This window comes from Geodermatophilus sp. SYSU D00703, from assembly GCF_054050155.1.
Genome location: NZ_JBJGYU010000001.1, coordinates 186,952 through 212,388, shown reverse-complemented (window position 1 = coordinate 212,388; position 25,437 = coordinate 186,952). Strand labels below are relative to the sequence as shown.

General features: G+C 74.9%; 22 protein-coding genes. 9 read left to right on the top strand and 13 right to left on the bottom strand.

The annotated features are described in order from the left end of the window. Window positions 1-24: 24 nt before the first annotated feature. From ACI782_RS01065 to ACI782_RS01055, 3 genes are read right to left on the bottom strand one after another with little or no spacing between them, the layout of a single operon-like run. Window positions 25-1,389, bottom strand: coding sequence for an MFS transporter (locus ACI782_RS01065; protein WP_456905196.1), 1,365 nt, complete (start codon window positions 1,387-1,389; stop codon window positions 25-27). Continuing rightward, on the bottom strand, window positions 1,386-1,820 hold the full coding sequence (locus tag ACI782_RS01060) for a MarR family winged helix-turn-helix transcriptional regulator (RefSeq protein WP_456905194.1): 435 nt from the start codon (window positions 1,818-1,820) through the stop codon (window positions 1,386-1,388). The genes ACI782_RS01065 and ACI782_RS01060 overlap by 4 nt, the downstream gene beginning before the upstream one ends. Before the next feature lie 37 nt (window positions 1,821-1,857). Then, window positions 1,858-3,405 carry an NCS2 family permease gene (locus ACI782_RS01055; protein WP_456905192.1) on the bottom strand — a complete coding sequence of 516 codons (1,548 nt, stop codon included), beginning with the start codon at window positions 3,403-3,405 and terminating at the stop codon, window positions 1,858-1,860. Window positions 3,406-3,555: 150 nt separating this feature from the next. On the opposite strand from ACI782_RS01055, the gene ACI782_RS01050 reads away from it, so the two are divergent. Continuing rightward, the gene (locus ACI782_RS01050) at window positions 3,556-3,777 is read left to right on the top strand and encodes a DUF2530 domain-containing protein (protein WP_456905190.1); all 222 of its coding nucleotides are present in this window, start codon (window positions 3,556-3,558) and stop codon (window positions 3,775-3,777) included. A 44-nt stretch (window positions 3,778-3,821) separates the two neighbouring features. Here ACI782_RS01050 and ACI782_RS01045 read toward each other — a convergent pair whose 3' ends face one another. Then, window positions 3,822-4,625 carry a DUF3027 domain-containing protein gene (locus ACI782_RS01045; RefSeq protein ID WP_456905188.1) on the bottom strand — a complete coding sequence of 268 codons (804 nt, stop codon included), beginning with the start codon at window positions 4,623-4,625 and terminating at the stop codon, window positions 3,822-3,824. A 90-nt stretch (window positions 4,626-4,715) separates the two neighbouring features. On the opposite strand from ACI782_RS01045, the gene ACI782_RS01040 reads away from it, so the two are divergent. Both ACI782_RS01040 and ACI782_RS01035 read left to right on the top strand, forming a co-directional pair. Then, window positions 4,716-6,308: an MFS transporter gene (locus ACI782_RS01040; RefSeq protein WP_456905186.1), complete on the top strand. Its 1,593-nt coding sequence runs from the start codon at window positions 4,716-4,718 to the stop codon at window positions 6,306-6,308. An 11-nt stretch (window positions 6,309-6,319) separates the two neighbouring features. After that, window positions 6,320-6,802, top strand: a complete 483-nt coding sequence (locus ACI782_RS01035; protein ID WP_456905184.1) for a DUF2771 family protein — start codon at window positions 6,320-6,322, stop codon at window positions 6,800-6,802. A gap of 115 nt (window positions 6,803-6,917) precedes the next feature. On the opposite strand, the gene ACI782_RS01030 is transcribed toward ACI782_RS01035, so the two are convergent. Both ACI782_RS01030 and ACI782_RS01025 read right to left on the bottom strand, forming a co-directional pair. Next, window positions 6,918-7,313, bottom strand: coding sequence for a cold-shock protein (locus ACI782_RS01030; protein ID WP_456905182.1), 396 nt, complete (start codon window positions 7,311-7,313; stop codon window positions 6,918-6,920). Between the two features lie 154 nt (window positions 7,314-7,467). Continuing rightward, complete coding sequence (locus ACI782_RS01025; RefSeq protein WP_456905180.1) at window positions 7,468-8,037, bottom strand: nucleotidyltransferase family protein; 570 nt, start codon at window positions 8,035-8,037, stop codon at window positions 7,468-7,470. A gap of 76 nt (window positions 8,038-8,113) precedes the next feature. Between ACI782_RS01025 and ACI782_RS01020 the strand changes: the two genes are divergently transcribed. Beyond that, complete coding sequence (locus tag ACI782_RS01020) at window positions 8,114-8,884, top strand: endonuclease/exonuclease/phosphatase family protein (protein WP_456905178.1); 771 nt, start codon at window positions 8,114-8,116, stop codon at window positions 8,882-8,884. A gap of 58 nt (window positions 8,885-8,942) precedes the next feature. Here the strand turns inward: ACI782_RS01020 and ACI782_RS01015 are convergent, their stop codons facing one another. The 3 genes from ACI782_RS01015 to ACI782_RS01005 all read right to left on the bottom strand — a co-directional run bounded on the left by ACI782_RS01015 (window position 8,943) and on the right by ACI782_RS01005 (window position 11,455). Beyond that, window positions 8,943-10,598 carry an AMP-binding protein gene (locus tag ACI782_RS01015; RefSeq protein ID WP_456905175.1) on the bottom strand — a complete coding sequence of 552 codons (1,656 nt, stop codon included), beginning with the start codon at window positions 10,596-10,598 and terminating at the stop codon, window positions 8,943-8,945. After that, a complete protein-coding gene (locus tag ACI782_RS01010) occupies window positions 10,595-10,813 on the bottom strand; it encodes a hypothetical protein (RefSeq protein WP_456905173.1) in 219 nt (72 codons plus the stop codon). The genes ACI782_RS01015 and ACI782_RS01010 overlap by 4 nt, the downstream gene beginning before the upstream one ends. A gap of 90 nt (window positions 10,814-10,903) precedes the next feature. After that, the gene (locus ACI782_RS01005) at window positions 10,904-11,455 is read right to left on the bottom strand and encodes a hypothetical protein (RefSeq protein WP_456905171.1); all 552 of its coding nucleotides are present in this window, start codon (window positions 11,453-11,455) and stop codon (window positions 10,904-10,906) included. Between the two features lie 128 nt (window positions 11,456-11,583). Between ACI782_RS01005 and ACI782_RS01000 the strand changes: the two genes are divergently transcribed. The 4 genes from ACI782_RS01000 to ACI782_RS00985 all read left to right on the top strand — a co-directional run bounded on the left by ACI782_RS01000 (window position 11,584) and on the right by ACI782_RS00985 (window position 19,099). Next, the gene (locus ACI782_RS01000) at window positions 11,584-13,842 is read left to right on the top strand and encodes a helicase-associated domain-containing protein (RefSeq protein ID WP_456905169.1); all 2,259 of its coding nucleotides are present in this window, start codon (window positions 11,584-11,586) and stop codon (window positions 13,840-13,842) included. Between the two features lie 54 nt (window positions 13,843-13,896). Beyond that, complete coding sequence (locus ACI782_RS00995) at window positions 13,897-15,177, top strand: class I SAM-dependent methyltransferase (protein WP_456905167.1); 1,281 nt, start codon at window positions 13,897-13,899, stop codon at window positions 15,175-15,177. Window positions 15,178-15,348: 171 nt separating this feature from the next. Further along, entirely contained in the window at window positions 15,349-17,034 is a 1,686-nt protein-coding gene (locus tag ACI782_RS00990; protein WP_456905165.1) for a DNA repair helicase XPB, read from the top strand. A gap of 265 nt (window positions 17,035-17,299) precedes the next feature. After that, entirely contained in the window at window positions 17,300-19,099 is a 1,800-nt protein-coding gene (locus ACI782_RS00985; protein WP_456905163.1) for a DEAD/DEAH box helicase, read from the top strand. Window positions 19,100-19,228: 129 nt separating this feature from the next. Here ACI782_RS00985 and ACI782_RS00980 read toward each other — a convergent pair whose 3' ends face one another. From ACI782_RS00980 to ACI782_RS00970, 3 genes are all read right to left on the bottom strand, one after another. Continuing rightward, complete coding sequence (locus ACI782_RS00980) at window positions 19,229-22,216, bottom strand: ATP-binding protein (protein ID WP_456905161.1); 2,988 nt, start codon at window positions 22,214-22,216, stop codon at window positions 19,229-19,231. 106 nt (window positions 22,217-22,322) lie between these two features. Then, complete coding sequence (locus ACI782_RS00975) at window positions 22,323-22,448, bottom strand: hypothetical protein (protein WP_456905159.1); 126 nt, start codon at window positions 22,446-22,448, stop codon at window positions 22,323-22,325. A gap of 126 nt (window positions 22,449-22,574) precedes the next feature. After that, a complete protein-coding gene (locus ACI782_RS00970) occupies window positions 22,575-23,882 on the bottom strand; it encodes an MFS transporter (protein WP_456905157.1) in 1,308 nt (435 codons plus the stop codon). A gap of 230 nt (window positions 23,883-24,112) precedes the next feature. On the opposite strand from ACI782_RS00970, the gene ACI782_RS00965 reads away from it, so the two are divergent. Then, window positions 24,113-24,364 (top strand): DUF6458 family protein, encoded by a 252-nt coding sequence (locus ACI782_RS00965; RefSeq protein WP_456905155.1) that lies wholly within the window; start codon window positions 24,113-24,115, stop codon window positions 24,362-24,364. Between the two features lie 243 nt (window positions 24,365-24,607). Here the strand turns inward: ACI782_RS00965 and ACI782_RS00960 are convergent, their stop codons facing one another. After that, window positions 24,608-25,423, bottom strand: a complete 816-nt coding sequence (locus tag ACI782_RS00960) for a phospholipid scramblase-related protein (RefSeq protein WP_456905152.1) — start codon at window positions 25,421-25,423, stop codon at window positions 24,608-24,610. Window positions 25,424-25,437 lie beyond the last annotated feature (14 nt).

The following is a 25,437-nucleotide window of genomic DNA, read 5'->3' as shown; positions in this document are numbered from 1 at the left end:
CGCGGGCCCGGTCGGTCACGCCCGTCAGTCGTGCGCCGCCGGCCGGCCCGGGGCCTGCCCGGCGGCGGCCTCCGCCGCCGTGCGCACCGGTACCGACGGGGCGGCGGCGCGGGGACCCACGTGCAGCTGCAGCCGCGGCGGCGAGATCCGCGCCTCCAGGCGCACCCGCCGGCCACGGGCGAGCCAGGCGGCCGCGCCGAGCCCGGCCAGCACCGCGACCGCCCCGCCGAGGATCAGCCCCCACGGGGCGCCCAGGTGCTCGGAGACCCAGCCGACGACCGGCGCGCCCAGCGGCGTGCCCCCCATGAAGCACATGAAGTACAGCGCCATCACCCGGCCGCGCATCTGGGGGTCAACCCCGAGTTGCACGAAGCTGTTGTTGGCCACGCTGAACACCAGGCCGGCCGCCCCGGTCGGCACCAGCAGGGCCGCGAAGGCCCAGTACCCGGGCACCAGGCCGCAGGCGATGGTGAGCAGCCCGAACACGATCGCCGCGCCGACCAGGAACCGCTGCCGCGGCCGGGTGCTGCGGCGGGTGGACAGCAGCGCGCCGGAGAGCGACCCGACGGCGAAGCAGGTGGAGAGCAGCCCGAAGGCCTCCGCCCCCAGGTCGAACGCCTCGCGGGCCATCAGCGCGATGGTGACCTGGTAGTTGAAGGCGAAGGTGCCCAGGACGAACGCCAGGCCCATGGCCAGCACCAGGTCCGGGTGGGCCCAGGTGTAGCGCAGTCCCTCCCGCAGCTGGCCCTTCCCCCGCGCGACCGGTGGGCTCGGGTGCAGCTCGTCGGCCCGCATGGCCAGCAGCGCCCCGATGGTGAACGCGAAGCTCGCGGCGTTGACCAGGAACGCCGGCGCGGTGTCGCCGCCCGCCGCCCCGATGACCAGCCCGGCGATCGACGGGCCCACCAGCCGTGCCCCGTTGAAGATCGTCGAGTTCAGGCTGACGGCGTTGGCCAGGTACTCGGGCCCGACCATCTCGGACACGAACGACTGCCGCACCGGCGCGTCGATCGCGGACACCGCGCCCAGACCCCCGGCGAGCACGAACACGTGCCACAGGGCGATCCCGTCCGCGGCGACCAGCACGCCGAGCACCAGGGCGAGCAGCCCCATCAGCGACTGGGTGGCGACGAGCATCCGCCGCTTGGCGTACCGGTCGGCCAGCACGCCGCCGTACATGCTCAGCAGCAGGGTCGGGCCGAACTGCAGCGCCGTGATCAGGCCCAGGGCGACGCCGCTGTCGCCGGAGAGCTGCAGGACCAGCCAGTCCTGGCCGATCCGCTGCATCCAGGTGCCGGTGAGGCTCACCAGGTTGGCCGAGGCGTAGATCCGGTAGTTGCGCACCCGCAACGACCGGAACGCCCCTCCGCGGTCAGCTCGGTCGCTCACCCACTCGCCAGCTTGTCCATGATCGCCGACGCCTCGCGCAGCACCGCCCGCTCCTCCGCCGTGAGTTCCTGCAGCCGGCCGGCCAGCCACGCCTCCCGGGCCCGCGCCTCGACGGCGAGCAGCTCCTCGGCGGCCGCGGTCAGCTCGATGACCACCTGGCGGCCGTCGGTCGGGTGCGGGCTGCGGGTGACCAGGCCCATCCCCTCGAGCGCCACGACGACGCGGGTCATCGACGGCGGCTGCACCCGCTCGTGCGCCGCCAGCTCGCCCGGGCTCATCCGGCCGTGCCGCTGCAGCGTGGACAGCGCGGCCAGGTGGGTGAGGGTGACCGACTGGTCGACCCGCTGGTTGCGCAGCCTGCGGGAGAACCGCATGACCGCGAGCCGCAGGTCGTGGGCCAGCGCCGCGGTGTCCAGCGTCGTCCGACCCACGATAGTCAGCCTAGCTAATGAACCCGCGGCCCGTGGCTCAGAACAGCTGCTGCAGCGGCTCCAGGGCGAAGTAGACGAGGAAGAGCACCGTGATCACCCACATCAGCGGGTGGATCTGGCGAGCTCGACCGGTCACCGCGCGCAGCAGCACGAAGCTGATCACGCCGGCGCCGATGCCGTTGGTGATCGAGTAGGTGAACGGCATGAACGCGATGGTGAGGAATGCCGGGATCACCAGGGACATGTCGTCCCACTCCAGGTGCCGGATCTGGCTGATCATCAGCGCCCCGACGATCACCAGCGCCGGCGCCGCCGCCTCCGAGGGGACGACCTGGACCAGCGGCGTGAAGAACATCGCCAGCAGGAACAGGACGCCGGTCGCCACGCTGGCCAGGCCGGTGCGGGCGCCGTCGGCGACACCGGAGGCGCTCTCGATGTAGGTGGTGTTGGACGAGACGCTGCCCGCGCCACCGGCCGCGGCGGCGAGCGAGTCCACCAGCAGGACCGGCTGCGACCGGGGCAGGTTGCGCTTCTCGTCGAGGAGGTCACCCTCGGCGCCGACGGCGGTCACCGTGCCGACGGTGTCGAAGAAGTCGGCGATCATGATCGAGAAGACGATGAGCAGCGCTGCGATGACGCCGATCCGCTCGAAGCCGCCGAACAGCGAGAAGTCGCCCACCAGCGACAGGTCGGGGGCGCTCACCACGTCGTCGGGCAGGGTCGGCACCTGCAGCGCCCAGCCGCGGGCGTTCTCGGCGCCGCCGGCAGCGAAGCGCGGGCCGACCTGGGCGACGGCCTCGATGAGGATGGCCAGCAGGGTGGCCACGACGATGCCGATGAGCAGGGCGCCCTTGACCTTGCGCACCACCAGGACGCTGGTAAGCAGCAGGCCGACGACGAAGACCAGCAGCGGCCAGCTGGCCAGCTGCCCGTTGATCCCGAAGCTGATCAGCGGGTTGCCGGGGCGGATCACGCCGGCGTCGGCCAGGCCGATGATCGTCAGGAAGAAGCCGATGCCGACCGCGATCGCCGTCTTCAGCTGCGGCGGGATGGCCTCGAAGACCGCCTTGCGGAAGCCGGTGAGCACCAGGACGGTGATCAGCAGGCCCTCGAGCACGACCAGGCCCATGATCTCCGGCCAGGACAGCTGGGTGGCCGCGTAGACGGCGACGATCGCGTTGATGCCCAGCCCGGTGGCCAGCGCGAAGGGGTACCGGCCGACGATGCCCATGACGATCGTCATGACGCCGGCGATCAGCGCGGTGACCGCGGCGACCGAGGCGAAGGGCAGCGAGGTCCCGGTGACGTCGGCGCCGGACAGGATGATCGGGTTGAGCACCACGATGTAGGCCATCGTGAAGAACGTCGTCAGGCCGCCGCGCACCTCGCGGGCGACCGTGGAGCGCCGGGCGCTGATGCCGAAGTAGCGGTCCAGCCCGTTCTTCGGCCGCACCCGCGGCCCCTCACTGCGGCGGGGCGTCCGGGCCGCGGCGACGTCGGCGGGCGTGCCCCCGTGCGCCGCGGTGGCGTTGCTGCCGTTCCCCGCGGTGGCGTTGCCCCCGGAGGGGCGGGACTTGTCGGTCATCACGGACTCCACGAGCGGGGGTGGGCAGGCGGCGGCGGGGGGAAGCACGCCGGCCGACAGGTGCAGCTTGCAACGAGCGGCGACAGCGTGCCACACCCACGTTTCCACCACGTGCCCGCGGGGCGGACACCGGGGGCCTAGGGTCGGGGTGTGCCCGCCCCGACCAGACAGGCCCCGCCTCCCCTGCAGGTGGACACCGTCCGCGTGGTGCTGGTCGGGACGGCGTTGTGGACGATCGCCCTCGTCGTCCTGCTGCTGCTCGGCGACCGCGTCGACCGCGTGTGGACCTGGACCTGCGTCGCGGGCATCCTGCTGGCCGGCGTCGGCCTGGCGATCATGCGCCTGCAGGGCCAGATCGGCCGCAAGGACTGAGGAAGGGCCTCCCCGCCCCCGCTCGTCGGAGGAGCTCGCCGACCTCAGTCGGTCAACAGGTCGAAGGCTCCGGTGTCGTAGCGGGCCGACGTCACGACCTCGGTCGCCTCGTCGGCCACCAGCGTCGCCTGGCTGTGCGCGCCGCACCCGTAGTCGACGGTGACCACCCGCCCGTCCGCCGGGGCGTACGCGTTGCCGCAGGCGCCGAGGACGTACCGCAGCGAGCCGGCCAGCGGGAGGAAGAACCCGCAGGTGCCGCACGGGCCGGGCGCGTGCCGGGCCATCGCCGAGCGCGGCCCGAAGTCGCCGGCGTTCCACCGGGCCACCGCCTCGCTGCGCCCCTGCGGTGACATGACCCGCTCCCGGCCGAGCCCGACCTCCCGCGCGACGACGGCGCCCTGCGGGTCGTCGTCCGCGTCGTCGTCGGTGGTGTAGGCCGGGACCAGCCGCGGGTCGTCCTCGGTGGAGGGCAGCACGTCGCCGACGGACAGGTCGCCCGGCCGGAGCCGCTCGTGCCACGGCACCCACGCCGGCGCCAGCAGCGCCTGCTCGCCCGGCAGGAGGACCACCTCGTCGACGGTGACGGCGTCCTCGCCGGGCACCCGGGCCACGGTGACCGCCCAGTGCCAGCCGACGTACCCGGGCACCGCGCTGGCGAAGGAGTGCGTGGCGACCTCGCCGAGCGCCGCCGGGTCGACGTCGGCGGCCACCGGCTCGGCCGAGACGCCCAGGTGCTCGCCGACCAGGTCGGGCGAGCCCGCGGTCTCGACCGCCGCGGCCCGCGCCTGCTCGACCGCCGCGGACAGCACATCGCTCCCCGCGCCGGCGGGGTGGAGGTAGTCGGCCACGACACCAGTGTCCCTGACGCGACGACACCCCGGTCGGCACGGGGCACCTGCTCCGACCGCGCGTCCAGGATGGTGCGGCACGATGGGCCGGTGCCCAGCTCCCGCCCGTTCGGTGCCCGCCGCGGCGCCCCGCGCCGGCACCCGCTGCCACCGGGCGCGGAAGGCATGGACACCACCCCGCTGGACGTGGGCCGGCCGGCCACGCGGCCGCAGCCGTCCGCACCGCCGCCCTGGTCCGACGGCCCTGCCCCGGGCGGCGACCGGCCGCCGACCGCCGTCCTCCCGCCCTCCGGGCGCCGGCCGCCGGACGGCGCTCCCCCGTCCGCACCGACGTCGCCACGGAAGCTGACCGTCACCCGGGTCGCCGCCGTCCGCACCCGGGAGCTGACCGGCGCGGCCGTGCGCCGCGTGCGCACGGCCAGCCGCGCCGACGGCGCCGGCGAGAGCGGCCTGACCCACCTGCTCTGGGTCAACGCCCTGCACATGGCCGGCGACGCGATGGTCGCGGTGTCGCTGGCCGGCACGCTGTTCTTCGCCGCCACCACCGACGCCCAGCGCAGCAACGTGGCCCTCTACCTGCTGGTGACCATGGCGCCGTTCGCCGTCGTCGCGCCGGTCATCGGGCCGCTGCTGGACAAGCTGCAGCGCGGCCGCCGCTGGGCGATGGCGGCCAGCCTGCTGGGCCGGGCGGTGCTCGCGCTCGTCATGGCCGCGCACTACGACGACTTCGTCCTCTACCCGGCGGCGCTCGGGGTCCTGGTGCTGTCCAAGGCGCACAACGTGCTGCGCGCCGCCGTCGTCCCCCGGGTGCTGCCCGGCGCAATGTCGCTGACCTCGGCCAACTCCCGGACGTCGGTGTTCGGGCTGCTCACCGCGGCGGTGTTCGGTGGCCTGGGGGGCGGGCTGGCCTGGGCGTTCGGGTTCCCGCCGGAGCTGTGGGCCACCGCGGTGGTGTTCGCGGCGGGCGCGGTCCTCGCGGTGCGGTTGCCCGGCCACGTCGACGTCCCGACCGGCGAGCTGCCCGCCGACGTGTTCACCACCGCGCCGGTGCCGGTGGTGGTCCCCGGCCGTCGGCGCCGGCCGGTGAACCCCCGGGTGGTGCTGGCGCTGCGGGCCAACGCCGCCCTGCGCGGCCTCGGGGGCTTCCTGACCATCTTCTCGGCGTTCCTGGTGCAGGCGACCGTCGACGGCGGCTGGCAGGCCACCGTCGCCCTGGGCGCGATCGCCGCGGCCGCCGGCGTGGGCAGCGTGGTCGGCACCGCGGTCGGCTCCCGGCTGCACCGCGTCGCCCCGGACCCGATCGTGCTGTGGTCGGCCGGCACCGCGGCGGCGGTGACCGTCGTCGCCGCGGTCTTCTTCAGCCTGCCCATGGCCGCGCTGGTCGCCGGCGTGGCGGCGGTGGCCAACGCCCTGGGCAAGGTGGCCCTCGACGCGATCATCCAGCGCGAGGTGCCCGAGAGCCTGCGCGCGTCGGCGTTCGCCCGCTCCGAGACGGCGCTGCAGCTGGCCTGGGTGGCCGGCGGCGCGCTGGGCATCGCCCTGCCGCCGACCGGGTGGATCGGCTTCACCGTGGCGGCCGGTCTGCTCGTGCTGGCCATGGGCCTGGTGCTGTGGGGACCCCGCCGCCGCCCCGCACCCGGGCCGTCCCCGGTCGCGGTCCCCGACCGGGTGGGACCGGCGTGAGGCGCTGCACCGTGCCGGTCCCCCTCGTGCTCCTGGCCGGCGTGGCCGGGTGCGGCTCCGCCGAGCCGGAGGGCCCGCCGGACGTCGTCGTCCAGGCCGGCACGCAGCAGGTGGACGTCGCGCCCTCGCAGTACTGCCTGGACGGCGAGGGACAGCGCTACGAGCGGACCCCGCCGAGGATCGAGGTGCCCACCGACACGACGATCCGCATCACCGTGCCGCAGGCGGTGGCGGAGCGGGGCTGGAGCGTCCAGGTCTTCGACGACCGGCTGGAGGAGCAGCTCGGGGAGGTCGAGGTCGAGCAGGGCGCGGCGGTCCTGGACGAGATCAACTCCGACGACGTCGTCCCGCCCGCCTTCTACCTGGTCGTCGTGGAGGACGCCGGCGAGGAGTGCGGGGGCTTCAGCGGGGCCTGGCCGATGGGCTTCTTCCGCAGCGGAGGTTCCGAGGGCGGAACGGCGACCGCGACCCCCGAAGGCGCGCCCGCCGACTGACCCCGGGGCCGGCCCCGTCCAGAGGCTCGCCGCGAGCCTGGTGACGTGCTGGAACGGCCACCCTCCAGGGACCCTCCGCCTGCGCGGGCGAGGCGTGGGGGGAAGGGTGGTCCTTCTAGTGCTCCAGGTCGGTGGCGACGGCGCGCAGCACCGAGGCGACCTTGCGGGCCACCTGCCGGTCGGGGTGGCGACCTCGGCGCAGGCCGTTGGAGACGTCGTCGAGCAGCTTGATGAGGTCCTCGATGATCGGGACCAACTCGTCGGGCTTCTTGCGGGTCCGCTCCGCGTGCGCCGCCGCCACCGACGGCAGCGGGTCGAGCACGCGCACCTGCAGCGCCTGGTCACCGCGACGGCCGGCGACGATGCCGAACTCCACCCGCTGCCCCGGCTTGAGCTCGCTCGTCCCGGCCGGCAGCGCGTCCTTGTGCACGAAGACGTCGGGACCGTCCTCGCGGGAGACGAAGCCGAACCCCTTCTCCGGGTTGAACCACTTGACTCTGCCGGTGGGCACGTTGATCCCTCAGTCGGTCGGGGGCGGACCCGGCGCGGGCCGGGAGGACGGTGGCGGCGCGGACGGCCGCCGGTGCCCAGGTTAGTCGCCGCCCCCGCCGTCGAGCGCCCCCTCTCGGGCCGCCCCCGCGACGCGGCCGAGCAGGTCGCGACGCTCAGCCGGCGTCGCCCGGCTGCTCCACCACCGCGAGCCGGTCGAGCAGGACGAGGAAGACCACGGCGAAGTCGTTGGCCTGCACGTCCCGGCGCACGCGGTCCCAGTCGACCTGCTCGCGCAGCGCACGGGCCACCGGCAGCAGCCGCGAGTAGTCGCAGTAGTGCTCGTCGAGGGCCATGAGCTTGGTGACGAGGATGTCGGTCGCCTCGAGGACGGGCATGTGCACCGACAGCACGGGCAGTTCCTCGGCGCGCTCGATGAGGTCCATCTCGACCGGGGCGCCGCACGTGCGCCACAGGACGTCGACGAACGAGTTGCCCTGCACCACCTTGGTCAGCCAGTCCTCCGCCGGGTCGACGACCTCCAGGCCCGCCTCGGCCATGACCTTGGCCGCCCGCTCGGACTCCGCCGCCGGCACCAGGAAGTCGGCGTCGTGGTCCGGTTCCGGGGCGCCGCGCACCCACGCCGCGTACCCGCCGCAGAGGGCGAAGGGCACGTCGCCCTGCTTCAGCGCCACGGCGACGCGCTTGAGGAGGTCACGGATCTCTTCCCGGTCCGACGGCTGCACGCCGTACCTGCTACCCGACGTTGCGTCGTCGGAACGTGGCGGTGTGGACGGCGGCGTCCGGGGCACAGGAGCCTGCGTGCGGATCGCGACGTTCAACATCCTCCACGGCCGCTCCCCCGTCGACGACCGGGTCGACGTGGAGCGGCTCGCCACGGCGGTGAAGACCCTCGACGCGGACGTGCTCGGCCTGCAGGAGGTCGACCGCGACCAGCCGCGGTCGATGGGCGCGGACCTCACCGCGGTCGCGGCCGAGGCGATGGGGGCCGTGGACTCCCAGTTCGTGGCGGCGCTGCACGGGACGCCGGGGGGCACCTGGATGGCGGCCACCGGCGACGAGCAGCCCGGGTCGGCGACCTACGGCATCGCGCTGCTGTCCCGGTACCCGGTGGTGTCCTGGCGGGTCGTGCGGCTGCCGGCGCTGCGCAGCCGGGTGCCGGTGTGGTTCCGCGGGGCGCCGCGGCCGAAGATGGTGGGCGACGAGCCGAGGGTCGCCGTCGCCGCCGTCCTCGAGGGGCCGGCGGGGCAGTTCACCGTGTGCAACACGCACCTGTCGTTCGTGCCGGGCTGGGGCGCGCTGCAGCTGTCGAAGCTGGTGCGCTCGCTCACCGGCACCCGGGAGCCGCTGGTCCTCATGGGCGACCTGAACATGCAGGCGCCCCAGGCGGTGCGGGTGAGCGGTCTGCGGCCGCTGGGCACCGGCGCCCCGACCTTCCCGATCGACACACCGACCCGCCAGCTGGACCACGTGCTCGCCCGCGGCCCCGTCACCGCGACCGGCCGGGCCGAGGCGGTACGCCTGCCCCTGTCGGACCACCGCGCCCTCGTCGTCCCCTGCGCCCACACCTGAGGACCCCCTGCAGGGTCCCGCCGCGAGCCTGCGAGCGGTGGGGGCAGGGGGTCCTTCTTCAGGCGTTCTTGACGGCGGCGGCGGCCTGGAGGCCGAGGTCCTCGATGGAGACCTCGCGCATCTCGACCTTGCGGACCTTCCCGGTGACCGTCATGGGGAAGCCGTCGACGATCTTCAGGTACCGCGGGACCTTGTAGTGGGCCAGCTTGCCGTTGCAGAACTCCCGCAGCGCCTCGACGGTCAGCTCCGCGGCGCCCTCGCGCAGCCGCACCCAGGCCATGAGCTCCTCACCGAAGCGCTCGTCGGGCACCCCGATGACCTGGGCCTCGATGATGTCCGGGTGGGTGAAGAGGAACTCCTCGACCTCCCGCGGGTACACGTTCTCGCCGCCGCGGATGACCATGTCCTTGATCCGGCCGACGATGTTGAGGTAGCCCTCGTCGTCCATCACCGCGAGGTCGCCGGTGTGCATCCACCGGGCCGCGTCGATGACCTCGGCGGTCTTCTCCGGCTCGTTCCAGTAGCCGAGCATCACCGAGTAGCCGCGGGTGCAGAACTCGCCGGGGGTGCCGCGCGGGACGGTCAGCCCGGTATCGGGGTCGACGACCTTGACCTCCAGGTGCGGGTGCACCCGGCCGACCGTGGAGGTGCGCCGGTCGAGGTCGTCGTCCGCGCCGGTCTGGGTGGAGACCGGTGAGGTCTCGGTCATGCCGTAGCAGATGGTCACCTCGGTCATGCCCATCTCGGCGACGACCCGCTTCATCACCTCGACCGGGCACGGCGAGCCGGCCATGATCCCGGTCCGCAGGCTCGACAGGTCGTAGGTGCCGAAGTCGGGCAGCGCCAGTTCCGCGATGAACATCGTCGGGACGCCGTACAGCGAGGTGCACCGCTCGTCCTGGACCGCCTGCAGGGTCAGCGCCGGGTCGAAGCCGGGTGCGGGGATGACCATGGTCGCGCCGTGGCTGGTGGCCGCGAGGTTGCCCATGCCCATGCCGAAGCAGTGGTAGTAGGGCACCGGGATGCAGATCCGGTCGGCCTCGGTGTAGCCGCAGCCCTCGCCCACGAAGAACCCGTTGTTGAGCAGGTTGTGGTGGGTGAGCGTGGCGCCCTTCGGGAAGCCGGTGGTGCCCGAGGTGTACTGGATGTTGATCGGGTCGTCGGCCGACAGCTGGGTCTCCCGCTCGGCGAGCAGGCCCCGGTCGCCGTCCCGGCCGGTGGCGACCAACTGGTCCCACTCCGCCGAGCCGAGGAAGACCACCTCGCGCAGGTCGGCGCACTGGTCGCGGACCTGCTCGACCATCGCCCGGTAGTCGCTGGTCTTGAACGACGGCGCGCTGACCAGCACCGAGATGCCCGCCTGCTGCAGCACGTAGGCCAGCTCGTGGGTGCGGTAGGCCGGGTTGATGTTGACCAGGATCGCGCCGAGCTTCGCCGTCGCGAACTGGACGAAGGCCCACTCCGCGCAGTTGGGCGCCCAGATGCCGACCCGGTCGCCCTTGCCGACGCCGAGCGCGTCCAGGCCGAGGGCGACCGCGTCGACCTCGGCGACGAACTGCGGATAGGTGAAGCGGCGACCGGTGGCGCACTCGACGAGCGCCTCGTGGTCGCCCACCCGCGCTGCCGTCCGGTCGAGGTTCGCCCCGATGGTGTCACCGAGCAGGGGGACCGTGGAGGTCCCGCTGCTGTAGGACGGCAGCGCGGGGGCGGTCACCGGTTGACCACCTGCACGCCGGCGCGGTTGGGCTTGTCGGTCGGGTGCGCGTAGCGGAGGCGGTTGACCGGCAGCGGGAAGTCGTGGTCCTCACCGAAGGGCGACAGCGGGCCGGCCGGCTCGGCGGTGAGCTCGGTCAGGGGCGGGCCACCGTCCACCGACTGCCCCCAGGTGGGCTCCACCAGGTGCGCGTGCTTGGTCTTCCGCTTGGCCATCTCGCCGTTGCCTCCGTTGCTCTGGTGCGGACACCGCGTGGTGCCGCGTCGGGGGACATCTTCTCGGAAGCGGTACCCCGAACGCACGCACTACGCCCCTCGGGCCCCGGGAGCCGTACGACGGCGGGTCACCCGGGCGCCGTACACGGTCGGCAGCCCGTCGGCGGTGAGCACCCACTCGCGCGGCCCGACGGGGGCGGCGCGGACCTCCACGTCGCGCAGTTGCTGCACCGCGCGCGCCCGCCACACCGCGGTGCTGGCCAGCCGCAGCCGCACCGGGTCGGCGTGGGGATCGGTCTCGTCGTAGCCCTCGGGCTCGAACGCCAGCACTGCCGGGCCGGCGGCGCGCAGCACTCCGCGCTGCCAGGGCACCCGGCGCAGGGCCCGCTGCCAGCGCTGGTGACGGACCAGCGCCCCGGCGCCGGCGACGGCCGCCACGGTGCCGACGACGACGAGCACGACGACGACCAGCCCGGCGCCCGGCACGCGTCGGCCGGAGTCCTCGAAGATGCCGACCGCGGCGGCGCCGAGCAGCACACCGAGCACCACCGCGATCACCCCGCCGGCCAGCCAGCGCCACGCGCCGGCCTGGTAGCCGGTCAGCGCCGCCTGGGTCTGGGGGTCCTCGGCCGCCGGGTGCACCCCGCCATGCTGGCGCACCCGCGCGGGCGACGTCCGGCCACCGCTGCACGGCCACGCGGACGACGTCCGGCCACGGCTGCACGGTCGTCGGCGGGACCCGGTCGCGAGGCCGACGTAACGTGGACCGGATGCCTGCCGAACGCCCCGCCACGCTGTCGGCCTGGCTGCGCACCCGCAGCGACGAGCAGCTCGCCGCGCTGCTGGCCGCCCGCCCCGACGTCGCCCGGCCGGCCCCCTCCGACGTCGTCGCCCTCGCCAGCCGGCTGGCGGTGCCGGTGTCGGTCGACCGCGCCCTCGACGAGCTCGACGCCGCGACCCTGCAGGTGCTCGACGTCGTGCTGCTGGCCGTGGCCGACGGGGTGGACGCCGCGGAGCTGCCCGGCGCGCTGCCCGAGGTGCCCGACGACGTCGTGGGGACCGCGCTCGATCGGCTGACCGGCCGGGCGCTGCTGTGGGGCGACGACGTCCTGCACGCCCCCGACCCGGTGCGCCGCGCCGTCCGGTACCCGGCGGGGCTGGGCCGGCGGGCGGCCGAGCTGCGCCTGACCCTGCCGGCCGACCTCCCCGCCGCACTCGGGGAGCTGCCCGCCGAGGAGCGCGAGGTCCTGGATCGGCTGGCCGGCGACCGCCCGGTCGGCCACCTCCCCGACACGCCCGGCACCGCCTCCTCCCCCGCCCGGCGGCTGCTGCAGCGTGGCCTCCTCACCCGGATCGACGCGCTCAACGTGGAGCTGCCGCGCGAGGTCGGGCTCGCCCTGCGCGGCGGCCGCCCCTACGGCCCGCCGCGGGTGCGCCCCGAGCCGGCGACCGTCGAGCGCGACCCGGCGGTCGTGGACCGGCAGGCCGCCGGCGCCGCGCTGGAGACCATCGGCCGGGTCGGCGAGCTGCTGGTCCTGCTCGAGGAGGAGCCGGCCGGGCTGCTGCGCAGCGGCGGGATCGGCGTCCGCGACCAGAAGCGGCTGGCCCGCGCGCTGCACGTCCCCGAGCCGGAGGCCGGCTGGTTGCTGGAGCTCGCCCACGTCGCCGGGCTGCTCGACGTCGGGGGGCCGCACCGCGACGAGTGGCTGCCCACCCGGGCCTACGACCTCTGGAGGGAGCAGGACCTCCCCGACCGGTGGGCCGCGCTCGCCGCCGGCTGGCTGGACGCCGTCCGGCTGCCCGCGCTGGCCGGTCAACGGGACGTGTCGGGCAAGGCGGTCAACGCCCTCTCCCCCGACCTGGTGCGGCACACCGCCCCGGCGATCCGCCGCTCGGCGCTGGCCGCGCTCGCCGAGTACCCGCCCGGCTCCGGACTGGCTCCCGACGACCTGGTCGCACTGCTGCGCTGGCGCACCCCGCGGCGGGCCGACCGGCTGGCCCCGGTGCCCGACCTGCTCGCCGAGGCCGCCCGGCTGGGCGTGCTGGTCGGCGGGGTGCTCTCCACCGGCGGCCGCGGCCTGCTCGCCGGCGGGGAGGACGGCGCCGCCGATGGCGTGCGCGGCCTGATGCCCGAGCCGGTCGACCACGTGCTCGCCCAGCCCGACCTGTCGCTGATCGCCCCGGGGCCGCTGGTCGCCGAGCTCGCCGACACCCTCGCCGTCGTCGCCGACGTCGAGTCCTCCGGCGGGGCGACGGTGTTCCGGGTGTCGGAGGGCAGCGTCCGGCGGGCGCTGGACTCCGGGTGGTCGGCGACCGACCTGCACGAGTTCCTCGCCCGGGCCTCCCGGACGCCGGTCCCCCAGGCGCTGGACTACCTGGTCGACGACGTCGCCCGCCAGCACGGCCGGCTGCGGGTCGGGGCGATCGAGAGCTACGTGCGCTCCGACGACCACGGGCTGCTCTCCCAGGTGCTCAACGACCGGCGGACGGCGGAGGCGGAGCTGCGCCGCCTGGCCCCCGGGGTGCTGGTCAGCGGGCTGGGCGCCGACGAGGTGCTCACCGTGCTGCGCGCCGCGGGCTACGCGCCGGCCGGCGAGTCCCCGGGCGGCGCCGTCCTCACCCGGCCCCCGGCCCGGCCGCGCGCCGCCGGCCGCCGGCCGGGCACAGCCGCCCCGCAGGCCCCGCGGCCGCTCACCGGCGAGGAGGTGCAGGCCACCGTCCGCGAGATCCGCGCGGGCGACGCCGCCCTCGCCGCCCGCCGCGGCGAGGCGGTGCGCCAGGTGCCCGGGGTGACCACCGCCGGCACGCTCGAGCTGCTGTCCCGCGCCGTCCGCGAGGGCGTGCCGGTGTGGCTGGGCTACGTGGACGCGCAGGGCAGCGGCAGCCAGCGGGTGGTGCAGCCGGTGTCCCTGGCCGGTGGGTACCTGCAGGGGTACGACGAGCGCCGCGGGGAGAGCCGCACCTTCGCCGTCCACCGGATCACCTCGGTCGCTCTCGTGGAGGACGGTGGGTCCGCCGCGTCCGGGTGACCCCGTGCGGCAACCGCTTGTCCCGGCCAACGGATCGCACGACCCTCGCTCGACATGGGGATCGAGCAGACTGTGGCGGACCGCCTGGCAGCGGCCGTGCAGGGGGTCCTGGGAGTCGACGAGTTGCCGATCCGGTTGCGGGCGTGGGACGGATCCGTGGCCGGGCCCGAGGGCGCGCCGGTGGTCGCCGTCCGCTCGCGGCGGGCGGTGCGCCGGCTGGTGTGGTCGCCCGGGGAGCTGGGGCTGGGGCGGGCCTACGTCGCCGGTGAGCTCGACCTGGAGGACGACGTCTTCGACACGCTGTCGGCGCTGTCCTCGGCCGGACGGCTGGCCGGGGAGGAGGCGCCGGCGCTCCCGCCGGCCGAGCGGCTGGCGCTGGTGCGCACCGCGGCCTCCCTCGGCGCGCTCGGCCCCGAGCCGGCGCCGCCACCGGAGGAGGTCCGGCTGCGGCGGTTCGGACGGCGGCACTCGAAGGCCCGGGACGCCGCCGCGATCTCCCACCACTACGACCTGAGCAACGACTTCTACCGGCTCGTGCTCGGCCCCTCGATGGTCTACTCGTGCGCCGTCTGGGAGTCGCCGGCCACCGGCCTGGAGGCGGCCCAGGAGGCCAAGCTCGACCTCGTCTGCCGCAAGCTCGCCCTCGCCGAGGGGACGCGGCTGCTCGACGTGGGGTGCGGCTGGGGCAGCCTGGCGCTGCACGCCGCGCAGCGGTACGGCGCGCGAGTCGTCGGGGTCACGCTCTCCGCCGCGCAGGCCGAGCTGGCCCGGGCGCGGGTGGCCGAGGCCGGGCTGGCCGACCGGGTGGAGATCCGGGTCCAGGACTACCGCGACGTCGCCGACGGCCCCTTCGACGCGATCAGCTCGATCGGGATGGCCGAGCACGTGGGCGCGGCCGGGATGGCCGGGTACGCCCGCGCGCTGCACGACCTGCTCCGCCCCGGCGGCCGGCTGCTCAACCACGCGATCTCGTGGAACGCTGGGGCGGCCGACTGGGACAACGACACGTTCATCACCCGGTTCGTCTTCCCCGACGGCGAGCTGCTCAGCCTGGCCGGCACGGTGGCCGCCCTCGAGGACGAGAGGCTGGAGGTGCTCGACGTCGAGGCCCTCCGCCGGCACTACGGGCTGACGCTGCGGGCGTGGGTCGAGCGGCTGGAGAAGCACTGGGACGCCGCGGTCGCGCTCACCACGCCCGGCCGGGCGCGGGTGTGGCGGCTGTACATGGCCGCCAGCGCGCTGGCGTTCGAGGCCGGGCGGATGGGCGTCAACCAGGTGCTGCTGCGGCGGCCGGGCGGGGACGAGCCCCCGCTGCGGCTGCGGTCCTGGATCTGACGCCCGCCGGCGGGAAGGCCCCGTCGGTCCCCGTGGTTACGGTGTCGGAGGCCCTGCGGGGCCGCCGTCCCCCCACGTCTGCCGAGAGGTCCTCGTGAGCGAGCGTGCGAGCTCAGCAATGAACACAGCAACGCCGTTCGCGCGGCCGACGAGCGCCAGCGAGGAGAACGCGTGAACGACGGACCCCTCATCGTCCAGTCGGACAAGACCCTCCTGCTCGAGGTCGACCACCCGCTGGCCCGTGAGTGCCGAGCCGCCATCGCGCCGTTCGCCGAGCTGGAGCGCTCGCCCGAGCACGTGCACACCTACCGGGTCACCCCGCTGGCGCTGTGGAACGCCCGCGCCGCGGGGCACGACGCCGAGCAGGTGGTCGACGCGCTGGTGCGGTACTCCCGCTACCCGGTCCCGCACGCGCTGCTGGTCGACGTCGCCGACACCATGGACCGGTTCGGCCGGCTCACCCTGGTGAACAACCCGGTGCACGGGCTGGTGCTGACCTCGTCGGACCGGGCCGTGCTCGAGGAGGTCGTCCGCTCCAAGCGGGTCGCCCCCATGCTGGGCGCCCGCATCGACGACGACACCGTCGTCGTCCACCCGTCGGAGCGCGGGCGACTCAAGCAGGCGCTGCTCAAGGTCGGCTGGCCGGCCGAGGACCTCGCCGGCTACGTCGACGGCCAGGCGCACCCGATCGAGCTCGACCAGTCCGGCTGGCACCTGCGCGACTACCAGCAGGAGGCCGTGGACGGCTTCTGGGCCGGTGGCTCCGGCGTGGTCGTCCTGCCCTGTGGGGCGGGGAAGACGCTGGTCGGGGCCGCGGCGATGGCCGAGGCCAAGGCCACCACGCTGATCCTGGTCACCAACACCGTCGCCGGACGGCAGTGGAAGCGGGAGCTGATCGCGCGCACGTCGCTGACCGAGGACGAGATCGGCGAGTACTCGGGCGAGCGCAAGGAGATCCGCCCGGTCACCATCGCGACCTACCAGGTGATCACCACCCGCCGGAAGGGCGAGTACCGGCACCTGGACCTGTTCGACGCGCAGGACTGGGGCCTGATCGTCTACGACGAGGTGCACCTGCTGCCGGCGCCGATCTTCCGGCTGACCGCGGACCTGCAGTCCCGCCGGCGGCTGGGCCTCACCGCCACCCTGGTGCGCGAGGACGGCCGGGAGGACGACGTGTTCTCCCTGATCGGCCCGAAGCGCTACGACGCGCCCTGGCGGGACATCGAGGCCCAGGGCTACATCGCCCCGGCCGAGTGCATCGAGGTCCGGGTGTCGCTCGACGACGAGGAGCGGATGACCTACGCGGTCGCCGAGCCCGAGGAGCGGTACCGGATCGCGGCGACGGCGTCGTCCAAGCTGCCGGTGATCCGCCGCGTGCTGGACCGCCACCCCGACGAGCAGAAGCTGGTCATCGGCGCCTACCTCGACCAGCTCGAGGAGCTCGGCCAGGCGCTGGACGCCCCGGTCATCCAGGGCTCCACGACCAACCGCGAGCGGGAGAAGCTCTTCGACGCCTTCCGCGCCGGGGAGATCCGCACGCTCGTCGTGTCGAAGGTGGCCAACTTCTCCATCGACCTGCCCGAGGCCGCCGTCGCCGTCCAGGTGTCGGGGACCTTCGGCTCGCGGCAGGAGGAGGCCCAGCGCCTCGGCCGCGTGCTTCGCCCCAAGGCCGACGGCCGGCAGGCGCACTTCTACACGGTCGTCAGCCGCGACACCCTCGACGCCGAGTACGCCGCCCACCGGCAGCGCTTCCTGGCCGAGCAGGGCTACGCGTACACGATCGTCGACGCCGACGACCTGGCCGGCCCCGGCGAGGTCAACGGCCCCGACTGGGTGGACGAGCCCGCCGACTGAAGAAGGACCCCCGCCCCCCACCGCTCGCACGCTCGCGGCGGGACCCTGCAGGGGGCCGCCGGTCGTGGGCTGCGGGACGGCTGGGGCGTGCGAGACGGAACGGCCCGTCCGCGGCCGCGAGACCATCACCACACCCTCGGCCCCCTGCGCACATCCGACCAGGTCAGAAGCCCGCGGACGGCCCCCATACGACGCCGGGGCGGGGGCGCGCGGGAGGTGGCCGGTTGGGCGTGTTGCCTCCACCGCAGGCAGGATGGCCGACGACATGGGGAGTGCAGCACGCGCGGAGGCGGTCGCCCCGCAGAGGACCAGCCGACCGCTCCGGGCCTGGCAGCAGGCCGCTCTGGAGAAGTACGAGCAGGAGTCGCCGAAGGACTTCCTCGTCACCGCGACCCCGGGCGCGGGCAAGACGACCTTCGCCCTCACCCTGGCCGCCCGGCTGCTCCAGCGCCGCGAGGTCGCCCGCGTCATCGTCGTCTGCCCGACCGACCACCTGCGGCTGCAGTGGGCCGACGCGGCCGACCGGATGGGCATCGTCCTCGACCCGGGCCTGACCAACGCCGTCGGCCCGGTGCGCGCCGGCACCCAGGGCTACGTGACCACCTACGCGCAGGTCGCCGGCAAGCCGATGCTGCACGCCGCCCGTGCCACCGCGGTCAAGACGCTGGTCATCCTCGACGAGGTCCACCACGCCGGTGACGGCCTCTCCTGGGGCGAGGCCATCGAGGAGGCCTACGGCTTCGCCGCCCGCCGGCTGTGCCTCACCGGGACCCCGTTCCGCACCAAGGCCGACGAGCGCATCCCCTTCGTCCGCTACGAGGAGGACGGGTTCGAGGGGGACGACGGCGAGGGCGGCACCGGCCTGGTCAGCCGCGCGGACTACACCTACGGCTACAAGGAGGCGCTGGCCGACAACGTCGTCCGCCCGGTGGTCTTCGCCGCCTACACCGGGACCTCCCGCTGGCGGAACTCCGCCGGCGAGGTGGTCGCGGCGTCCCTGTCGGAGGCCGGCACCCGCTCGGTCGAGATGCAGGCCTGGCGGACCGCGCTGGACCCCAAGGGCCAGTGGGTGCCGCACGTCATCGCCGCGATGGACGACCGGATCACGCACCTGCGCGAGGAGGGCGGCATGCCCGACGCCGCCGGGCTGATCCTCGCCAGCGACCAGGACGACGCCCGCGCCTACGCCCGCATCGTCAAGCGCGTCACCGGCAAGGCACCCGAGGTGATCCTCTCCGACGACCCCAAGGCGTCGAAGAAGATCGAGCGGTTCGCGACGGGATCGGCGCGGATCGCCGTCTGCGTGCGGATGATCTCCGAAGGGGTCGACGTCCCGCGGGCCGCCGTCCTGGCGTGGATGACCTCCTACCGGACGCCGCTGTTCTTCGCCCAGGCCGTCGGCCGCGTCGTCCGCTCACGCGCGCCGCACGAGTCCGCGACCGTGTTCCTCCCCGCCGTCCGGCCCCTGCTGGGCCTCGCCGCGTCGCTGGAGAAGGAACGCAACCACGTCATGCCGCCGCCCAAGGCGCAGGACCCGGAGGCGCTCGACCTCGACCCGCTGCCGCCCAAGGAGCGGGAGGTGCCCGACGGCGTCAAGCAGTTCGAGGCGCTCGAGGCCGACGCCCGCTTCGCGCACGTGCTGCACGGCGGCACCGCGCACACCGGCGAGGGCCGGCCGGCCACCGTGTCGCTGGGCGCCGAGGACGAGGAGTTCCTCGGCATCCCCGGTCTGCTCACCGCCGAGCAGACCGCCTCGCTGCTCGCCAGGCGGGACGACGAACTGCGGGCCCGCATCGCCGAGCGCGCCCACCACGACGACGAGGACGGCGGCCTCTTCCCGGTCGAGGACCACCCGGACGAGGACGACGCCGGCCGCTCCTGGCGCGACGCCGCCGAGCTGCGCCGGGAGATCAACCGGCTGGTGAGCCGGGTGGCGGCGAAGACGTCCACGCCGCACGCGGTGGTGCACACGCAGCTGCGCAAGTCCGTCCCCGGGCCGCCGTCGGCCTCGGCGTCGGTCGACGTGCTCCGCGCCCGCCGCGAGCGCCTCCGCACGATGCTCTGACACTGTCGTCCTCCGGACGACGACCGCGGCCAGGTGCCGTCCCCGACCGGCGCTGAGCCCACCCGGCCGCTCGTCGGGGACCCTCCGGGCCCCACTCCTCCCGACCAGGGGGTGCTGAGCGTCAGGGGATCAGCGTGCGGCGGCGTCGGGGGTGGGCAGCAGACCGCGGGCGGCGGCGATCGCCACCGCCTCGGTCCGGCCGCCGGCGCCCAGCTTCGCCAGGATGTTGCTGACGTGCACGCTGGCGGTCTTCTCGCTGATGTAGAGCTCCGCGCCGATCTGCCGGTTGGTCCGCCCCTGCGCCAGCAGCCGCAGCACCTCGGTCTCCCGCGGCGTGAACACCGCCGCCGGACCGGCCGGGCGATCGGCACCCGGCAGGTCCAGCCGCCCGCGCCGGGCCAGCGCCGTGACCGCACCCCGCAGCGGAGCCGCGCCCAGCCGCTCGGCCACCTCGGCGACCGCCCGCAGCTCCTCCGCCGCGCCGGTCCGGTCGTCGGCGGCCAGCAGCGCCTCGGCCAGGCGGAGGCGGGACCGCGCCTGCTCGTACACGTGCCCGTAGCCGAACGCGTCCACGGCCGCCCGCCACAGCCCGGGTTCGGCCCGGCCGGCCAGCCGGGCGGCCTCGGCCTCCAGGCGGGCCAGCCACGCGGCCGCCTCCACGCCGTACTCGCCGACCGCGCGCAGGTGGTCCTCGACGGCCGAGCGGCCCAGCGCGGCCAGCTCCTCCCCCACCGATCCCCAGCGGCGCACGCCGTCGTCGTCGCCGACCAGCCGGGCGCCCGCCGCCGCGTCGGACACCGGCGCGAGCGCCGTCGCGACCAGCCGCACCACCGCCAGGCGGTCGTGGTTCCAGTACGTGTGCACCTGCTGCACCGCGGTGCGGGCCCGCTCGGCGGCGGTGCCGGCGTCCCCGGCCCACGCGGCGAGGTCGATCTCGGCACCGGCGGTGGCCAGGAGCAGCAGCACGTGCGCGTCCAGCCGCGCGGTCAGACCCCGGGCCCAGGCCACCCGTTCCGCGGCCGCCGGGTCGCCACGGCCGACCTGCACGAGCAGCCCGGCCGCCCGCACGTGCGCCGACATCTCCGGCACGCGGGCCAGCCCCTCCGCCAGCTGCAGGCTGCCGTCCCAGTCGCCGGAGACGTAGCGCGCCACGACGCCCAGGTGGCGCAGCTCGGCCGGGTAGAACGCCCACTCCACCCCCCGGGCGCGGGCCCGCGCGAGCCCGGCGTCGATCCAGGCCAGCGCCTCGTCCAGCGCACCGTCCTCGTACGGGACGACGGCCAGGTTGAACAGCACCCGCATCTCGACGTCGGTGTCGCCCGACCGGCGGGCCCGCGCCAGGGCCTCCTCCAGCCGGGTCCGCACCGCGGCGCGGTCCCCGAACCCCCGGACCCGTGCCAGCGACACCGCCGTGTCGGCCCACGCGCTGTCCAGGCCCAGGGCGTCCGCGGCGGCGAGCGCCTCGTCAGCCGCGGCGTCCCCCTCCGCCCAGCGGCTCAGGTCGTAGCTGGTGCGCGCGTGCGTCGCCGCGGCCCAGGTCCGGACGACGGACGGCGGCGCGGCCGGGACCAGTTCCATCGCCCGGGTGCTCTCCCGGTGCGCGGCGGCCTGGTCCTCGATCCGGCCGAGCGCCTGGGCCAGGGTGTAGTGCACCCGCGCCCGGGCTGCTTGGTCGCCGTCCTCGCCGAGCAGCTCCAGCGCCGAGCGCAGCAGCGCGACCGCTCGATGCAGCTCACCGCCGCGCCGGGCCGCCGCCGCGGTGTCCAGCAGCAGCGTGGGCTGGTCCCGCCCGGCGCGCTCGGCCGCGTCCGGTACCGCGGGCCACAGCGCGAGGGCCGCCTCGAGGTGCTGCAGCTGCTCCGCCGGGGCACCGACCGCGGCGGCGTCCGCGGCCGCCTCCAGCGACGCCGAGAAGGCGCCCGCGAGGTCGTTGCTGCCCCGGGTGTGGTGGGCCAGCTCGGCGGCCGTGCCCGCGCCCGGGGTCGCGGTCAGGTGGGCGGCGAACGCCGCGTGCAGCCGCACCCGCTCCCCCGGCAACAGGTCGGCGAGGACCGCCTCGCGCAGCAGCGCGTGCCGGAAGCGGTAACGGCCGTCGTCGGAGACCACCAGCAGGTGGTGGTGCACCGCCTCGGCCAGCGCCGCCTCCAGCTCGGCCGGGGACAGGCCGCTGACGGCGGCGACCAGGTCGTGCCGCACGAGCCGTCCGGCGACCGCGGCCACCCGCAGCACCCGCTGGGCCGCCTCCCCGAGCTGCTCGACCCGGGCCAGGAGCAGGTCGGTCAGCGCCAGCGGCAGCGTCTCCCCCGCCAGACCCGCCGCCAGCAGCTCCTCGGCGTAGAAGGCGTTGCCCTCGGCGCGGGCCACGACGTCGTCGACGGTGCGCCCCGGGACACCGGTGGCCAGCCCGCGGACCAGCTCGCCGACCGCCGCGTCCGGCAGCGGGCCGAGCTCCAGCCGCTCCACACCGGGCAGCCGCACCAGCTCGGCGAGCAGCGGCCGCAGCGGGTGCCGGCGGTGCAGGTCGTCGGCGCGGTAGGAGACGACCAGCGCGATCGGCTCGTCGGCCAGCCGGGCCAGCAGGTAACGCAGCAGGTCGCGGCTGGAGTGGTCGGCCCAGTGCACGTCCTCCAGCACGACCAGCAGCGGAGCGCGCGCGGCCAGCTCGCCCAGCAGCGCGGCCACCGACTCGAACAGCTGCAGCCGGCCGTCGTCGAGACCCGCCCGGGGCGCCAGGCGCGCCAAGGGTCGGCCGAGGTCGGCGGCGTCCCCCGCGGGGAGCTCAGGGACCTCGGCCACGCCCCGGCCGGTGAGCAGCCCGGTCAGGGCCGGCTGCCCCGCGGCAGCCGGGTCGGCGGCCACCGGGCGGAGCAGGTCCACGAACGGCAGGTAGGGCAGCCCGACGTCGCCGAGGTCCACGCAGTGGCCGGTGAGCACCCGCAGGCCCCGCTCGCCCGCCCGGGCGGCCAGCTCGTCGAGCAGGCGGGTCTTGCCGACCCCGGCGTCACCGGAGAGGAGCACCGCGCAGGTGCGCCCCTCCAGCGCCCGGTCGACCGTCGTGAGCAGGCGGGCGAGCTCCTCGGCCCGGCCCACCAGCGGTCGGTCGTCCCACTGCGGCACGAGGCCGATCGTGGCAGAAGGACCCTCCTGCCCCCGCCACTCGCCGGCTCGCGGCGGGTCCCGGCAGGAGGGCCGCTGCGAGGGGTGGGGAGGAGGAGGTCCTTCGTCACCTCGTCCGGCGGCGGGTGAACCAGGGGCCGCGCCGGGTGCGGGTGTTGCGGCCGATCTGCTGGAGCACCTCCCGCCGGTAGGCCAGCTCGGCCTCGAGCCCGGGGTTCGGGTAGGTCGCCATCGTCGTCTCCCGTCGTCGTCGTCCGTTCCGACGACGTCGACGGTCGTGCTGAGGCGGCCGCCCCGGCATCGGGCGGTCGGGCAGTCCGGCGGGACTCCCCGGCGTCTGAGGCCCCTCAGAGACGCCTCAGAGCAGCTCGGTGCCCTTGGTCTCCCGGAGGGTGAGGACGACGGAGAAGGTGACGACGGCGGCGATCGCCACGTACCAGAAGAACCACAGCGGGTGGCCGGCGTCGGAGAGCGCGGTGATGACCAGCGGCGCCGTCCCACCGAACGTGGCGACCGTGAGATTGTACCAGGCGCCGATGCCGATGGCCCGCAGCTCGGTGGGGAACAGCTCGCTCATGATCGCCGGCGCGATCGAGGCCATGAGCGCGTAGAGGCCCAGGCCGGTGCAGAAGACCACGATGAGCGAGAACAGGTTGTCCCTGACCAGGAAGGACAGGGGCACGATCAGGACGGCGAGCGCACCGGACCAGACCAGCAGCTGCGGCTTGCGCCCGAACCGGTCCGACAGCGCCCCGAACGGGTAGCAGAGGGCCACGAACAAGGCGGTGCCGAGGGAGAGGGCGAGGAAGACGTCGCTCTCGTCGGCGTCGCGGAAGCTGATCGCGAACGGCGTGAGGGCGCTGAAGAACGTGTAGTACGACAGCGTGTTCAGCAGCGTGATCGCGACCAGCTGGGCCACGGCCTTCGGGTGGTGCTTGATCGTCTGCAGCAGCGGGTGCTTGGTCGCCCGGGCCTTCTCCGCGTTCTCCTCGAACTGCTCGGTCTCCACCAGCGACCGGCGCAGCCACATGCCGATCAGGCCGAGCAGGCCGCCGATGAAGAAGGCGATCCGCCAGCCGTAGGACTCGAGCTGGTTGTCGTCGAGCGTGCTGGTCAGCAGCACGCCGAGCAGCGAGGCGGCCAGCAGCGCCGACCCCGTGGAGATGTAGAAGAACGACGAGTAGCGGCCGCGGTGGTCCGGCGGGGCGATCTCACCGAGGTAGGCCGAGGCGTTGGACACCTCGCCGCCCAGCGACATGCCCTGCGCGATCCGCGCGAGCAGCAGCAGGATCGGGGCGAGCCAGCCGACCTGCTCGTAGGTGGGCAGGATCGCGATGACCATCGAGCCGCCGGCCATCAGCAGGATCGTGAGCAGCATCCCCGCCTTGCGGCCGCGCAGGTCGGCGAACCGGCCGAGCAGGATGCCGCCGAGCGGGCGGAAGAAGAAGGCCAGGGCGTAGGTCGACGTCGCCCCGATCAGCGCCAGGGCCTCGTTCTCGGCCGGGAAGAACTGCCCGGCGAAGAAGACGACGAAGGTCGCGTAGACCGTCCAGTCGAACCACTCGACGGCGTTGCCGATGCTCGCCGAGACGAGGGTCTTGATCGGCAGCCGGTGTCGCTCGTCGACCGTCGTCCCGCCGCGTCCCTGCTGTACCGCGCCTGCCATGGGAACTCCCGATGTCGCCTCGGTCACACCTGTGGACGACGGTAGGCGGGAGTTCCCGACGCGGCATGTCGGAGACGGGGTCCGGACCTGCCCGAGGTCACCGGATCGGGCGGTGTTCCGGGGCGGGGTTTCTCCGCACCGCCTTCCTGGGCACCGGAGACCGGCGGAGACGCCGCCGGTCGGCCGTCGGCAGCAACGTGCCCGGCGCGACCCCGAGGAAGGGAGTTCCCATGCGGCTCGGAACGGCCATCGTCCTGCTCGCGCTCGGCGCAGTCCTCACCTTCGCCCTCAGGGTGGACCTCAGCGGGATCGACCTGCAGGTGGTCGGGTGGATCCTCATGCTCGCCGGCGTCCTCGGCATCGTGCTCGAGGTCGCCGTCTGGGGACCCCGACAGCGTCGTCGGGTGGTGCAGACCGACGCCTACGGCGATACCGCCGCGGGGGGTCCCACCCGCCGGACGACGACCGACGAGACCTACTGACACCGTCCCCCCACGCAGGGAGCACCCGGCCAGGCGGACGGGTGTGCCCTGCGCGATGAGGGTCCGGACCGGGTGACGGCCGCCTCGCGGCGAGAAGCACAACGCGGCTCCAGACCCCCGACCGGAGTCGGGGCGGTGGTCCGCGAAGGCGATAACCAATTGGCACCCGGGGGCACGATGCACCCGGCCCGGACGTCCTCGAGGCTACCCCCGGTCACGAGTGCTCACACGGTCCGGGACCGATCAGTTGAAGCCGCGGTCGTCCTGCTTCAGGGCGGTGTCGACGGTGAGCGCCGAGGCGATGACCATGCTGGCCAGGGGCTCGGGCAGCCGGTGGTGCACCAGGACGACGTACCGGTCGGCCGTGGTGAACAGGGTCCGCGCCAGGCCCTCCCACTTCTTCGTGATCCTGGCCACCTCGGTGCCCGCGGCGTCGGTGACGGCGAAGTCCCAGGCCCGCCAGTTCTCCGCCCGGATCGCCCCGACCACCTGGCCGCCCACCACGAGGTCGAACCGGATCCGCCCGAAGACGTTGGCCTGGACGATCTCGCCCAGCACCTCCCCCGTCGGCCGCTCGACGACGACCCGGGACCTCACCAGCTTGGCCGGACGCGTCAGGACGAGGACGACCCCGGTGCCGTCACGGACCTCCAGCCGGTGGGTGAGGAACTGGTCGAACTCGGTCAGGAACCGCAGCGCCTTCTTCAGCCCGCTCTGCCCGACCTGGACGACGGCGCCGATCTGCGTGCTGTTGCCGTCGAGCACCGCGTACTCGTTGGTCAGCTCGACCAGCTTGGTCCTCTGGTTCACCAGCAGCACCGGCTGGTCGTAGAGCGAGGGCCCGTGCTGCGGAGGGGCCTGCTGCGCCGGGGCCCGCGCCGCGGACGGCGAACCGGCGCCCGGGGGCGGCGGGGGCAGCTGGACGGCGACCGTGGGCGCCGGCGGGGGTGACGGCGGCGCCTGGACGTGCTCGGTCCAGCCCTGCCCGTCCCACCAGCGGGTGCCGCCGCCCCCGGCAGGGTCGGGGTACCAGCCGGGCGGTGGGGGCGGTGGCGTCACGGCGGGTCACGCTA

What these genes read in the sequence shown, in the direction of transcription:
- ACI782_RS01055 (WP_456905192.1), bottom strand. Translation starts at nt 3,405, where the DNA reads ATGACCGACAAGTCCCGCCCCTCCGGGGGCAACGCCACCGCGGGGAAC.
- ACI782_RS01010 (WP_456905173.1), bottom strand. Translation starts at nt 10,813, where the DNA reads ATGGCCAAGCGGAAGACCAAGCACGCGCACCTGGTGGAGCCCACCTGG.
- ACI782_RS01000 (WP_456905169.1), top strand. Translation starts at nt 11,584, where the DNA reads ATGCCTGCCGAACGCCCCGCCACGCTGTCGGCCTGGCTGCGCACCCGC.
- ACI782_RS00995 (WP_456905167.1), top strand. Translation starts at nt 13,897, where the DNA reads ATGGGGATCGAGCAGACTGTGGCGGACCGCCTGGCAGCGGCCGTGCAG.
- ACI782_RS00985 (WP_456905163.1), top strand. Translation starts at nt 17,300, where the DNA reads ATGGGGAGTGCAGCACGCGCGGAGGCGGTCGCCCCGCAGAGGACCAGC.
- ACI782_RS00975 (WP_456905159.1), bottom strand. Translation starts at nt 22,448, where the DNA reads ATGGCGACCTACCCGAACCCCGGGCTCGAGGCCGAGCTGGCCTACCGG.
- ACI782_RS00970 (WP_456905157.1), bottom strand. Translation starts at nt 23,882, where the DNA reads ATGGCAGGCGCGGTACAGCAGGGACGCGGCGGGACGACGGTCGACGAG.
- ACI782_RS00965 (WP_456905155.1), top strand. Translation starts at nt 24,113, where the DNA reads ATGCGGCTCGGAACGGCCATCGTCCTGCTCGCGCTCGGCGCAGTCCTC.